The sequence below is a fragment of the Microbacterium sp. NPDC056234 genome (assembly GCF_042267585.1).
GTDB lineage: Bacteria > Actinomycetota > Actinomycetes > Actinomycetales > Microbacteriaceae > Microbacterium.
In genome coordinates this window covers 63,628-76,593 of record NZ_JBHJTE010000006.1, presented here as the reverse complement: position 1 = coordinate 76,593, position 12,966 = coordinate 63,628, and the positions used below count along the sequence as shown (strand labels likewise).

Annotated in this window: 13 protein-coding genes; all 13 read right to left on the bottom strand. The window is 67.7% G+C overall.

Features of this window, described 5'->3' with window-relative positions:
* The 13 genes from lspA to murF all read right to left on the bottom strand — a co-directional run bounded on the left by lspA (nt 1) and on the right by murF (nt 12,955).
* Complete coding sequence (lspA, locus tag ACFCYE_RS16005; RefSeq protein ID WP_376180321.1) at nt 1–675, bottom strand: signal peptidase II; 675 nt, start codon at nt 673–675, stop codon at nt 1–3.
* Nucleotides 676–684: 9 nt separating this feature from the next.
* Nucleotides 685–1,293, bottom strand: coding sequence for a DivIVA domain-containing protein (locus tag ACFCYE_RS16000; RefSeq protein WP_376180319.1), 609 nt, complete (start codon nt 1,291–1,293; stop codon nt 685–687).
* A 125-nt stretch (nt 1,294–1,418) separates the two neighbouring features.
* On the bottom strand, nt 1,419–1,688 hold the full coding sequence (locus ACFCYE_RS15995; RefSeq protein ID WP_376180605.1) for a YggT family protein: 270 nt from the start codon (nt 1,686–1,688) through the stop codon (nt 1,419–1,421).
* 46 nt (nt 1,689–1,734) lie between these two features.
* Complete coding sequence (locus ACFCYE_RS15990; RefSeq protein WP_376180317.1) at nt 1,735–2,214, bottom strand: cell division protein SepF; 480 nt, start codon at nt 2,212–2,214, stop codon at nt 1,735–1,737.
* Nucleotides 2,215–2,254: 40 nt separating this feature from the next.
* Nucleotides 2,255–2,932, bottom strand: a complete 678-nt coding sequence (locus ACFCYE_RS15985; RefSeq protein ID WP_376180315.1) for a YggS family pyridoxal phosphate-dependent enzyme — start codon at nt 2,930–2,932, stop codon at nt 2,255–2,257.
* Nucleotides 2,933–2,951: 19 nt separating this feature from the next.
* Nucleotides 2,952–4,097 carry a cell division protein FtsZ gene (ftsZ, locus tag ACFCYE_RS15980; protein WP_376180313.1) on the bottom strand — a complete coding sequence of 382 codons (1,146 nt, stop codon included), beginning with the start codon at nt 4,095–4,097 and terminating at the stop codon, nt 2,952–2,954.
* Nucleotides 4,098–4,297: 200 nt separating this feature from the next.
* Nucleotides 4,298–5,242, bottom strand: coding sequence for an FtsQ-type POTRA domain-containing protein (locus ACFCYE_RS15975; protein ID WP_376180311.1), 945 nt, complete (start codon nt 5,240–5,242; stop codon nt 4,298–4,300).
* A 3-nt stretch (nt 5,243–5,245) separates the two neighbouring features.
* Nucleotides 5,246–6,646, bottom strand: a complete 1,401-nt coding sequence (gene murC, locus ACFCYE_RS15970) for a UDP-N-acetylmuramate--L-alanine ligase (protein WP_376180309.1) — start codon at nt 6,644–6,646, stop codon at nt 5,246–5,248.
* Between the two features lie 12 nt (nt 6,647–6,658).
* On the bottom strand, nt 6,659–7,738 hold the full coding sequence (locus ACFCYE_RS15965) for a glycosyltransferase (protein WP_376180307.1): 1,080 nt from the start codon (nt 7,736–7,738) through the stop codon (nt 6,659–6,661).
* Entirely contained in the window at nt 7,735–8,934 is a 1,200-nt protein-coding gene (locus ACFCYE_RS15960; RefSeq protein ID WP_376180305.1) for an FtsW/RodA/SpoVE family cell cycle protein, read from the bottom strand. The genes ACFCYE_RS15965 and ACFCYE_RS15960 overlap by 4 nt, the downstream gene beginning before the upstream one ends.
* Nucleotides 8,903–10,438: a UDP-N-acetylmuramoyl-L-alanine--D-glutamate ligase gene (gene murD, locus ACFCYE_RS15955; RefSeq protein ID WP_376180304.1), complete on the bottom strand. Its 1,536-nt coding sequence runs from the start codon at nt 10,436–10,438 to the stop codon at nt 8,903–8,905. The genes ACFCYE_RS15960 and murD overlap by 32 nt, the downstream gene beginning before the upstream one ends.
* A complete protein-coding gene (gene mraY, locus ACFCYE_RS15950; RefSeq protein ID WP_376180302.1) occupies nt 10,431–11,543 on the bottom strand; it encodes a phospho-N-acetylmuramoyl-pentapeptide-transferase in 1,113 nt (370 codons plus the stop codon). The genes murD and mraY overlap by 8 nt, the downstream gene beginning before the upstream one ends.
* A complete protein-coding gene (gene murF, locus ACFCYE_RS15945) occupies nt 11,540–12,955 on the bottom strand; it encodes a UDP-N-acetylmuramoyl-tripeptide--D-alanyl-D-alanine ligase (RefSeq protein ID WP_376180300.1) in 1,416 nt (471 codons plus the stop codon). Before murF ends, mraY begins: the two co-directional genes overlap by 4 nt.
* Between the last annotated feature and the right edge of the window lie 11 nt (nt 12,956–12,966).

The window sequence follows — 12,966 nt, the reverse complement described above, 5'->3', positions numbered from 1 at the left end:
TCAGGATGCCGCGCCGGAGGATGCCGGGCGCCCTGCGGCACCGTCCTCGGCGACCGCTGCGCTCCCCGCTTCCGCGGGGGCTGCATCGAGAGGTTCCGCGTCGACGGACTGGGCCTCTGCCTCAGCCTGCTCCGCAGCGGCGACCTTCTCGGCCTCGAGGTGGTCGCGCTCGCGCGTGCCGTCGAAACGCAGTCCGAGCACCACGAGCAGCGCCACGGAGATCATGCCGGTGACGATGAAGATGTCCGCGACGTTGAAGATCGCCGGCATCATCCACGGCATCGAGATCATGTCGACGACCTCGCCTCTGGCGAAGCCGGGCGCGCGGAAGAACCGGTCACCGAGATTGCCGAGTACGCCACCGAGCAGGCACCCGAGCACGACAGCCCAGAGCCGCGACTGCAGCCCGAGCGCCTTCCAGATGATGACTGCGCCCACGACCGAGAGCGCGATCGTGAAGATCCAGGTGTGGTCCGAACCGATCGAGAATGCGGCACCGGGGTTGCGCACATAGAGCAGCTGAAGGAACTCCCCCCACACGGGAACGGGCTCCCCGTAAGGCAGGTTCTCGACGGTGAGGTACTTCACATACTGATCGGCGGCCAGCACGATGATCGCGAGAATCGCGACGATCGCGCCGGCCGCCGACCGACGAAGGGGACGACGTCCTGACAAGAGGATGCCTTAGAGACCGATGGCGGAGACCGGCGTCGAGTCCGTCGACGCCGACTTCTCATCGAGGTCGCGCAGCTGGCCCTCGATGTATCCGCGCAGCTGGGTGCGGTAATCGCGCTCGAACGTGCGCAGCTCGGTGATGCGGGCCTCGAGCGTGTTGCGCTCGCGCTCGAGCCGAGCGGATTCCTCACGCTGCTTGGCCGCGGCCTCGCTGCGGATCTTCTCGACCTCGGTCTCGGCTTCGGCGATCAGCTGAGCGCGCTTGGTCTCACCCTCGGCGACGTGCTCGTCGTGCAGGCGCTGGGCCAGCTCGATGATGCCGGCGGTCGTCGTGGTGGCGACGGGGGCGGCTGCCGGAGCGGGTGCGGGAGCCTCGACCGGAGCCGGCGCTGCGGCGGCGGGAGCAGGAACCTCGGAGACGACAGCGGCCTCGGGCGCCTTCTCACCGGACTCGTAAGCCGCGAGCTTGGCCTTCAGCTCCGTGTTCTCCTCGAGAGCCTTGCGCCACTCGACGACGATCTCGTCGAGGAAGTCATCCACCTCGTCGGGGTCGAAGCCGTCCTTGAAACGGACATGCTGAAACTGCTTGGTGACGACGTCATCCGGGGTCAGTGCCATGGGTAGGCTCCTCTTTCGATGAGTTTGTGGATCTGGCGCGGACCCTGGGGGCGCACCTGGGAGCCAAGCATAGTCCCCGGATCTGATCGCCGCGACGGCGGACGCTCACTCCGGGGCACGTGTGCTCAGCCGGCGGCGCCACCGATGGCGCGCACGATGGCCATCAGGATCAGCACGACGAACATCGTCAGCGCGAACCCAAAGTCCAGCGACAGGCCGCCGATCCGCAACGGCGGAATGATCCGACGGAAGAAGCGGATCGGCGGATCCGTGACGGTGTAGACCGCCTCGGCGGCGACCAGGCCGAAGCCCTTGGGACGCCATTCCCGATTGAAGAGCGGGATGTAGTCGAGGATCAGCCGTGCGAAGAGCACGAAGATGTAGATCAACAGCATCAGATGAACGATGCCGGCGATGACAGAGACCAGCGAACCCACGGGGCTATGCGTGGTCGAAAGCGGCGGACTCGACGTCCGCGTGTGCGATACCGCCGTGGCCGGACACCGCGATGTTCTCCGGCGACAGCAGGAACACCTTCGAGGTGACCCGCTCGATCCGGCCGTACAGGCCGAGGGAGAGACCGCTCGCGAAGTCGATGAGGCGACGGGCCTCGGCATCCGACATCTGCGACAGGTTGATGATCACCGGGATGCCTTCGCGGAAGCTCTCCGCGATCAGCTGCGCATCGCGGTACTGCTTGGGGTGCACCGTGAGGATCTCGTTCACCGTCCCCGCAGCCGGCTGACGCACGGCCACCGGCCTGCGCAGCGGAGTCACCGGTGCCGGCGCCTGCTCCTCGACGACCTCACGGTCGCGTTCGCGGTGTGCACGAGCAGGAGCCTGAGACGGCTGGTCCTCGTAGGCCTCTTCCTCATCGGCGAGACCGAGATACACCATGGTCTTCTTCAGTGGGTTTCCCATCGTGTCCTCCGGAAACTATCGGGGCTGGTCTGGTTCGAGGTTATCCCCGCACAGGGCGAGGACCGGTGATTGCGGAGCCGATCCGCAGGTGTGTCGCGCCGGCATCGATCGCCGGAACGAAATCGGCGGTCATGCCGGCCGAGATCCAGGACGCGTCCGGATGCTGCGCTCGCACGGCATCCGCGACCGACCGAAGGCGGGCGAAGGCCGAAGCGGGTTCTTCATCCAGCGGCGCGACGGCCATGACGCCGCGCAGCCGCAGAGAGGGCAGCTCCGCGATGTGATCGGCGAGGGCGAGAGCGCTCTCGGGCGAGATTCCGCCGCGACCGGCATCCTGCGTGAGGTTGACCTGCACGAGGACGTCCAGCACGTCATCGGACTCGGCAGCGCGGTGCAGCGCGTCGGCCAGACGGTCGCGATCGACGGAATGCACCACGTCGGCGCTGCGCCGAATGGCGGCCGCCTTGTTCGTCTGCGCCTGGCCGATGAAGTGCCAGCGCACCCGAAGGTCCTCGAGGTCCGTCCGCTTCGCCGTCAACTCCTGCTGGCGGTTCTCCCCGACGTCGGTCACACCGAGCGCCGCGAGATCCGACACCAGGGACGCCGGGTGGAACTTCGTCACGACGATGCGCGTGAGCTCACCGGCATCCCGTCCGGCCAGACGCGCGGCGTCGGCGATCTGCTCATCGATCGCCGACAGCCGTGCTGCCAGGCTCATCGTTCGGATGCCCGGGAGGTCACTTGAGGAACTCGGGGATGTCGAGGTCGTTGTCGTCCGCGAAGGCGGGCTCGTAGCTGCTGGTCGCCGAGATGGGAGCGACGGGCTCCCGCTTCTCCTCGACAACCGGAACCTCGATGCTCTTCTCCTCGGCGACCGTCTGCTCGGTCAGCGGCTCCGGACGGGACAGGAACGTCGGGTCCAGTCGCAGCGACGGCTCGCCGCTGTCGAATCCGGCGGCGATCACGGTCACCCGCACCTCGTCGCCGAGCGTGTCGTCGATGACGGTACCGAAGATGATGTTGGCCTCGGGGTGAGCGGCTTCCTTGACCAGGTCTGCGGCGTCGTGGATCTCGAAGATGCCGAGGTTGGAGCCACCCTGGATCGAGAGCAGCACGCCGTGCGCACCCTCGATGGACGCCTCGAGAAGCGGCGACTCCACCGCGAGCTCGGCAGCCTTGATCGCACGGTCAGCGCCACGCGCCGAGCCGATGCCCATGAGCGCCGATCCCGCACCCTGCATGACCGACTTGACATCGGCGAAGTCGAGGTTGATGAGACCAGGCGTCGTGATGAGGTCCGTGATGCCCTGCACACCGGCGAGCAGCACCTGGTCCGCAGTGGCGAACGCCTCGATCATCGAGATACCGCGGTCGCTGATCTCGAGGAGTCGGTCGTTCGGCACCACGATGAGGGTGTCGACCTCCTCCTTCAGCTTGGAGACGCCGGCCTCCGCCTGGCTCTGACGACGACGGCCCTCGAACGAGAACGGCTTCGTGACGACACCGATGGTCAGTGCGCCGATCGACTTCGCGATCCGGGCGACGACCGGAGCGCCACCGGTGCCGGTGCCGCCGCCCTCGCCTGCGGTGACGAAGACCATGTCGGCTCCGGTGAGCGCCTGTTCGATCTCTTCGGCGTGGTCCTCGGCGGCACGGCGGCCGACCTCGGGGTCGGCTCCGGCGCCGAGGCCGCGGGTGAGCTCACGCCCCACGTCGAGCTTGACGTCGGCGTCGCTCATCAGCAGCGCCTGCGCGTCGGTGTTGACAGCGATGAACTCGACACCGCGCAGGCCGAGTTCGATCATGCGGTTCACGGCGTTGACACCGCCACCGCCGACGCCGACGACCTTGATCACGGCGAGGTAGTTCTGGTTCTGGCTCATGGCCGGCCTCCGATATGTCGAGCCTGAAAATCTGTTCAAAGAGTGTGTGAACCTTAAACCTCAACTAGAGGTGTAAAGTATTTCCCGGTATTGCGTTCTCTTGATCGAAGGTATGCGCCGATTCGGCGTGCGCGCGCAGCGACACGGGCGTGTCTGGCAATCGTGTCCTTGCGGAGTTCGCCAGGGCTCCCCGATGGGGCTCAGCCGACGACTCCGACGTCCGGAGTGGACACGTCGAACGACCTCGCGTCCGGGTTGGCCGCGATGAGCCGGACCAGCAGAAGCGCCTTCTCCGCCGATTCCTCCGAGCTCCCCCACATCACGCTCTTCTCGCCGAGCGTGAGCGCGACGTCGTCCGTCGATGATGCCTCGACGCGCGTGAGCTGGGAGCGCAGATCGGCCGGGAGCGATCGCACGACGAGCCCCGCGGATTCGAAGGCCGCGGAATCCGTGCCCCCCTCGATCTCCAGCAGCGGCTGTCCTGCCGGCTGAGCGTCGGTCGTCGTCAGGGCGACTCCTGCGGCATCCACCAGTGTGTAGCCCGCATCGGATGAGAGCACGCCGACGGGCGTGCGCTCCACGATCCGCACCGTCAGCTCATGCGGCGGCTTGGCTTCGAGCGCGTAGGTCTCGATGAGCGGGAATGCGATGAGCGCGGCCTTGACCTCACCGGCGTCGACCAGCGCGAGCGGCGTACCGACCTGGTCCGACAGTGCCGCCTCGATCTGGGCCGGATCGAGCGAGGATGCACCGATGACCGTCACCTTCTCGACCGCGAACAGCGGACTGTACGCGGCCAGTGCAGTCCCGCCGATCAGCAGCACGAGCGCCCCGAATGTGCCGAGCCAGATCATCCGGCGGCGGCGCGAGCGCTGCGTGAACCGGCGGATCTCGCTCTTGAGCGCCTTGCGGCGCGCACGTGCGGCGCGCCAGACGTCGCGCTGGGTGAGCAGCGGCTCGTCCGCGACCTGGATGCCTGATTCCGCATCGTCTGCTCGGTCGCCATCGCCGTCGCCCCCTGCGAGCGACGTGACGACAGCATCCGGCGACTCGTCACGGGAACGGATACCGCGACCGCGACGCGGCGGCCGCTCGTCGGACGGCTGCTCGTCCGGTGCGACCGGGAGGGGCGCTGGCCGGCGCATGCGTCAGTCCTCTGACGTCCGTCGAAGAGAGTCGAGCACCTGCGGAATGATCTGGTAGACGTTGCCGCAACCGAGCGTGATGATGTAGTCGCCATCGCGCGCGATGCTCGCGGTGTAGTCGGCGGCCTCCTGCCAGTCGGCGACGTAGTGCACATTGCCCTGGTCGGCGAACGCTCCGCTGACCAGTTCGCCCGTGACACCGGGCACCGGGTCCTCCCGGGCACCGTAGACGTCGAGCATCACCGTGTGGTCGGCGCCCTGCTCGAGGACGTCTGCGAACTCGCGGAACATGTGCTGCGTGCGCGAATAGGTGTGCGGCTGCTGGATCGCGATGACGCGTCCGCTGCCCACGACGCTGCGGGCGGTCGCGAGCGCCACCTGAACCTCGGCCGGGTGATGGGCGTAGTCGTCGAACACGCTGACACCGCGCTCGGTGCCGTGCAGTTCGAAACGCCGCACGGTGCCGGCGAAGCCCTCCAGCGCCCTGGAGGCGTCGGAAAGCGAGTATCCGAGCGCCTGCAGCACCGCGACGGCGCCGGCGGCGTTGATCGCGTTGTGCGCTCCGGGGACTGCCAGCGCGAGCCGCACGGACTCGCCGCCGCGTGTGAGAGTGGCCGACACGGGTCCGGTGGTGTCGATGTCGCTGATCCGGAGATCGGCATCCGCTGCGAGCCCGAACGTGATCACCTTCGGGTGCGACATTCCGGCCGCGACGCGAAGCGCCCCCGCGTCGTCGCTGGAGATCACGACGGCCTCGGTCGCGGCATCCGCGAACCGCACGAAGGCGTCGTGGAACGCCTCATCGGAGCCGTAGAAGTCCAGGTGGTCCGGATCCACGTTCGTGATGAGGGCGACCGCCGTGTCGTACAGCAGGAACGTTCCGTCCGACTCATCGGCCTCGATCACGAACAATTCATCGGAACCGGTGGCGCTGGAGGTGTCGAGCTGCTCGATGACTCCGCCGTTCACGAAGCTCGGGTCGGCGCCGAGCTCACGCAGAGCGGTGATGATCATTCCCGTCGACGTCGTCTTGCCGTGTGCGCCTGCGACCGAGACGAGGCGCCGCGAGCCGATCAGCCAGTGCAGCGCCTGCGAGCGGTGGATGACATGCAGACCGCGCTCCTTGGCGGTGACGAACTCGGGGTTCTCCGGCCAGATCGCTCCGGTGTGGATCACAGTGTCCGCGTCGCCGAGCTGGGCGGCGTCGTGGCCGACGTGAACCGTCGCCCCGGCATCCGCGAGGGCACGCAGTGCGGCGCTGTCCGCACGGTCGGAACCGGACACCCGGATGCCGGCATCGAGGAACATCTTCGCGAGTCCGCTCATACCGGAACCACCGATGCCGATGAAGTGCGCGGCGGTGATGGAGTCCGGAATCGGGAGGGTGAGGTCAGGTCTGATCATGTCGTTCTCAGTTTAGTTCGGCGCCGTGAGAGCGCGGTCGATCAACGCGATCACGTTCTCCGTGCCGGCGCGCGTTCCGACGCGGTCGGCGGCGGCGGCCATGGCGGCGATGCGACCCCGGTCCGCGAGCAGCGGCACGACCGTGGACCGCACGGTCTCACCGGAGAACGTGGCGTCATCGAGCAGGACCGCAGCGCCGGCGGCGACAGCGGAAGCCGCGTTCAGCCGCTGCTCGCCGTTGCCGACCGAATAGGGCACGTACAGCGCAGGAATGCCGAGGGCGCTGATCTCGCTGACGGTCGCGGCCCCGGAGCGCGACACGATGAGATCCGCCAGCGCGAACGCGAGATCCATGCGGTCGATGTAACGGCGCATGGCGTAGCCGGGCACGCCGGGGTCCGCGAGGTCGCTGCGCTCCCCCGTCACGTGCAGCAGCTGCCATCCGGCATCCAGCACGTTCTGCCAGGAGTCGCCCAGCGCATCGTTCAGGCGTTGGGCCCCGAGCGATCCTCCGAAGACGAGCAGGACGGGGCGGTCGACATCCAGACCGAACACCTCAGCCGCCTCCGCGCGGGCGGCCTGACGGTCGAGCTCGATGACCTCGCGGCGCAACGGCATGCCGACGACCTCGGCGCCGCGCATGGGTGTGCCGTCGAAGGCGACACCGACGGATGCCGCGCGACGCGCACCCAGCTTGTTCGCGAGGCCGGGCTTCGCGTTGGCCTCGTGCACGACGTAGGGCACTCCTTCACGACGGGCCGCGATGTACGCCGGCGCGGCCGCATAGCCGCCGAACCCGATCACGACGTCGACGCCGCGGCTGCGGATGTGCTCGCGCACCTGGCGCACTGCCCGGCGGAACTTCGCGGGGAACGAGGCCGCCTGCTTGTTCGGACGCCGAGGGAACGGCACTTTGTCGACGATGAGCAGTTCGTACCCGCGCTCCGGCACGAGCCGCGCCTCGAGCCCTTCGGCCGTGCCGAGCACCAGGAGATCGGAATCGGAGTCCCTCAGACGCAGGCCATCGGCCACGGCGAGCAGGGGGTTGACGTGTCCGGCGGTTCCTCCGCCGGCGAGCAGGTACGTGGTCACCTGGTGACCTTACCCCGTCCGTCTGCGGGGATCGTGCGCGCGAATGCCAGCAGTACACCGCATGCGAGCAGCACCGACAGGAGCGCGGTGCCGCCCTGTGACATGAACGGCAGCGGCACGCCCATGACCGGGAAGACGCCGATCACGACGCCGATGTTGATGAGCGCCTGACCGATGATCCACACCGTGATCCCGCCGGCTGCGACCCTGATGAACGGGTCGTCCGTCTTGCGGATGATGTGGAACGCGCCGATCGCGAACACGGTGAACAGCGCCATGACGACGATGCCGCCGATGAGACCGAGCTCCTCGCCCACGATGGCGAAGATGTAGTCGTTGGCCGCGGCAGGCAACCAGCCGTACTTCTCCTGCGAGTTGCCGAGCCCCAGCCCGAAGATCCCGCCGGTGGCCATACCCCAGAATCCATGGATGGCCTGGTAGCAGATGTCGTCGAACGTCGCGCGGTCCACAGCCGGGTCGACGTTCGCGCACAGCGCCGTGATCCGTCGCATGCGGTTATCGCTGGAGAGCGCGTAGAACAGCACGGCACCGGCGCCGGCCAGGAGCGGCAGGATGAACAGCCGCAGCTTGACACCGGAGAAGAACAGGCACGCGAGCAGCACGAGAACCAGCACCATCGCCGTGCCGAGGTCCTCCCCCGCCATGACGGAGCCGATCACGAGCACCGAGACGGGGACCACGGGGATGAACACGTGGTGCCATACGGCGAGTCTGGTCTGCTTGCGCAGCAGCACGTAGGCGATCCAGAGCGCGAGGGCGAGCTTGAGGAACTCCGAGGGCTGCAGGGTGAAGCCGGCGACCTCGATCCAGTTGCGGTTTCCGCCGGAGTCGACGCCCAGCGGCGTGAACACCAGCAGCTGCAGGAGAGTGGCCCCGATCAACGCCGGCCACGCGAGCTTCTTCAGCCAGGCGATCGGCATCCGGCTCACGACGAACATCAGCGGGATTCCGACCAGCGCGAAAAGGCCCTGCTTGATCGCCGTGGTCATCGTGCCGCTCTCGACGGCAGCGGTGGCCGAGACGACCATCACGAGTCCGAAGACCGTCAGCAGCAGTGCCGCCGAGGTGATGAGCACGAACTCGGTCGACGGCGGCGTGAGCAGTCGCCCCAGGGAGACTCGAGCGGCGAGACCGGAACCGGGCTCAGTGCGCTTCGGGCGAGCCACCTGCGTCATCGGCGCTCCCCCGATCGATCCATCCCTGCACCGCTTCGGCGAAACGGTGGCCACGATCCGCGTAACTGGAGAACTGGTCGAAGGATGCCGCGGCGGGGGCCAGCAAGACCGTGCCCTCCCCATCGACGATCCCGCTCGCGATCTCCACGACGCGGTTCATGACCTCTCCAGTGTCGCCAGTGACCACCTCGAACACCGGCACCGCTGGCGCGTGTCGTGCGAATGCCGCCACGACCTCCGCCCGCTCGACGCCGATGACGATGGCCGCGGCGGCTGTCGGGCCGACGTCCGCGACGAGGTCCGCGATGTCCACGCCCTTCAGATCACCGCCGACGACCCAGACGGCACCGGGGTATGCACGCAGCGACGAAGCGGCCGCGTGCGGGTTGGTGGCCTTGGAATCGTCGACCCAGGTGATGCCCCGGTGCCGTGCGATGACCTGGATGCGGTGCGCGTCCAGGCGGAACGCGCCCAGTGCGCGCCCGATCGCGTCGGGTTCGACGCCGAGAGATCGCGCCAGTGCGCTCGCGGCGAGGATGTTCTGAACGACATGCGGTGCCGAGAGGCCTGCCTGCTCCAGGTCGTCCAGCGTCGTCAGCTCCAACGCACTGTTGGCGCGGTCGTCGAGGAACGCACGATCCGCGAGGATTCCCTCCACGATGCCGAAGTCGCTCGGACCCGGGATGCCCAGATCGAATCCGATCGCGCGCGCACCGTCGACGACATCGGCCTCTTCGACCATGATGCGGGTCGCAGCATCCGCCTTGTTGTACACGCACGCGACGCGGGTGTTGCGATAGACGATGGCCTTCGCATCCCGATACGCCTGAGCGCTGCCGTGCCAGACCAGATGGTCGTCGGCGAGATTCAGGCAGACCGTTGCATAGGGGTACAACTCGGCTGCGCGCGAGCTCTGCCCGAGATACCAGAGCTGATGGCTGGAGAGCTCGACGACGAGCACGTCGAACCCGGCAGGGTCGCGCACGGCATCCAGAACCGGGATGCCGATGTTGCCGCACGGTGCCGCACGCAAGCCTCCCTCGACGAGAAGCGTCGCGGTGAGCTGCGTCGTCGTGGTCTTCCCGTTCGTCCCGGTGATGAGCACCCAGTCGGCCGGTGCGCCATCCGGACGCACGACCTTGTCGCGCACGCGCCAGGCGAGCTCGACGTCCCCCCACAGCGCGATACCGGCGTCCTGGACCCAGCGGATCACGGGGTGGAACGGCGAGAAGCCCGGCGAGGCGATGACGACCTCAGGGTCGAACTCGCGCAGGGCGTCCGGAACCTCGGACAGCGGGCCGATCTCGAGCGCCGCGCCGATCACCGGCACCAGGCGCTCGTACTCCTCGCTCGCGCTCTCGGAAAGAACGAGGACCTCGGAGCCCAGTTCGGTGAGCGTGTCCGCGACCGAGAACCCGGTGACGGACAGCCCGAGGACGGCGACACGCAGGCCCTTCCAGTCGGCGTGCCAGCTGGTCAGGGCGTCCAGGCGGGCGTCAGCCATTGACCTGGCTCAACCACTCGACGTAGAACAGGCCGACGGCCGAGACCGCCAGCAGACCCGCGATGATCCACAGGCGCACGACGATCGTGACCTCGGGCCAACCGCGCATCTCGAGATGGTGGTGGAACGGGCTCATGAGGAACAGCCGCTTTCCTCGAGTGATCTTGAAGTAGACGCGCTGGAGGATGACGGATCCGGAGGACAGCACGAAGACGCCGGCGATGACGAACAGCAGCAGTTCGGTGCGGCTGAGGATCGCCATGGCGGTGATGACGCCGCCGATGGCCATCGAACCGACGTCGCCCATGAAGACCTTGGCCTTGGGCGCGTTCCACCACAGGAATCCGATGAGTCCGGCGGCGAACGAGGCACCGACGATCGCAAGGCTGAACGGATCGCGCACCTCGTAACAGGCGGACAGCACCGACGGGTCGACGCCCTCGCCGCAGACCTGCTTGAACTGCCAGAAGGCGATGAGGCTGTAGGCGCCGACGACGAACACGCCGGCGCCGGCGGCGAGACCGTCCAGACCGTCGGTGAGGTTGACGCTGTTGGAGGTCGCGACACCGATGACGGAGATCCAGATCAGGTACAGCGCCCAGCCGAGCACGACGCCGCCCGCCATGAGGTTGAGCCAGGGGATGTCACGGAACAGCGAGACGTAGCCGCTGGCCGGAGTATTGCCGAAGTCGTTGGGGAACTGCAGCGCGAAGATGCCGAACGGGATCATGACGATCAGTTGGCCGACGATCTTGCGCCAGCCGGACAGACCGAGGCTGCGCTGGGAGCGCACCTTCATGAAGTCGTCGATGAATCCGACGGCCCCGAACCCGACCATGAGCCAGAGCACGAGCATCGCCGAGAGGGTCGGTTCGCTGCCCCCTGCATAGATGCCGGTGAAGTAGCCCACGATCGTGCCGACGATGAAGATCACGCCGCCCATCGTGGGTGTGCCGCGCTTGGCCTCGTGGCTCGGATTCTCGATCGCGTCAGGGGTGCGGATCACCTGCCCCCAGCCCCATTTGCGGAACAGCCGCAGGAAGACCGGAGTCAGAAAGAGTGTGAAGGCGAGCGATATCGCCGCCGCCATAAGCAGGGACCTCACGAGAACAATTCTCCCAGACGATCACCGAGGTGCCGGAGCCCCACGGAATTGGATGACTTCACGAGCACGCGGTCCCCCGTGCGCAGCTCGTTCTTCAGGTATTCGTAGGCGGCATCCTGGTCGGGCAGGTGAACCGCCTCGCTGTCCCAGGATCCCTCTCCGATGGCGGAGATGTACAGCCGACGCGCTTCCGGACCGACGACGACGATGCGCCGGATGTTGAGGCGGACCGCGAGCAGCCCGATCCGATCGTGCTCCTCCCCCGCACTCTCACCGAGTTCGCTCATGGCGCCGAGGACGGCGACCGTGCGCTCATCCGGACCGGTGATCTGTGCGAGGGTGCGCAGAGCCGCGGCCATCGAGTCCGGACTGGCGTTGTACGCATCGTTGATGATGCGGACATCATCGTTGCCCATCGGCTGCATCCGCCAGCGCTCCGCGATCTCGAGAGTCTGCAGTCGCTCGATCGCTGTCGCGGTCGGGACGCCTAGCGCCCTTGCCGCTGCGATCGCGGCGAGGGCGTTCGAGACATGGTGCGCACCGAGGACCTGCAGCGCCAGCGGGTGCGCCGGCTCGCCGTCGATCTCGATGACACAGCGCGTGCCGGATGCCGAGACCTCGACGCCGCTCGCGCGGACGTCGGCGCTCGGGGCCTGTCCGAAGCCGATGACCGTGATCCCGCGCTCCTCGGCCGCCGGACGCATGGCTGCCACCCGGGGGTCGTCGATGTTCAGGATCGTCGTACCGCCCGGCCGCGTCGCCGTGACGAGCTCCGCCTTGGCCTTGGCCGTCTCCTCGATACCACCGAACCCGCCGGCGTGCGCCATGCCGACCATCAGCACGATGGAGAGGTCGGGCTCGACGAGTCCGGCGAGGTGGGCGATCCGGCCCGGGGCGCTGGCCCCGAACTCGCTGACGAGGAAACGGGTGTCGCCGGTGACGCGCAGCATCGTGACAGGGGCGCCGACCTCGTTGTTGTAGGAGTTGATCGGCGCGACGGTCTCGCCGTCCGATTCGAGGATGCGCGCGAGCATGTTCTTGGTCGTGGTCTTGCCGTTGGACCCGGTGATGCCGACGATCTGCAGGCTGCCGAGGGCGCGCACGCGCGCCACGACCTCGCGGGCCAGGTCGGCCAGTGCGGCGACGGCGTCGGGCACGACGATCTGACTGATCGGTGCTTCGACGGTCCGCTCGACGATCGCCAGTACGGCGCCCTGTTCTGCGGCCTTCCCGACGAAGGCGTGACCGTCGGTCGTCGCACCCGGCTTGGCGACGAAGATGGTGCCAGGGCCCATCTGCCGGGAGTCCGTGTCGACGATGCCGTCGACGACGGTGTCCGCGGTGTGGTCTCCGAACAGACGCAGCTCCCCCTTCAGGACAGCGGCGATCTCGGCGAGCGACAGGGCGATCATGACTTCTCCAC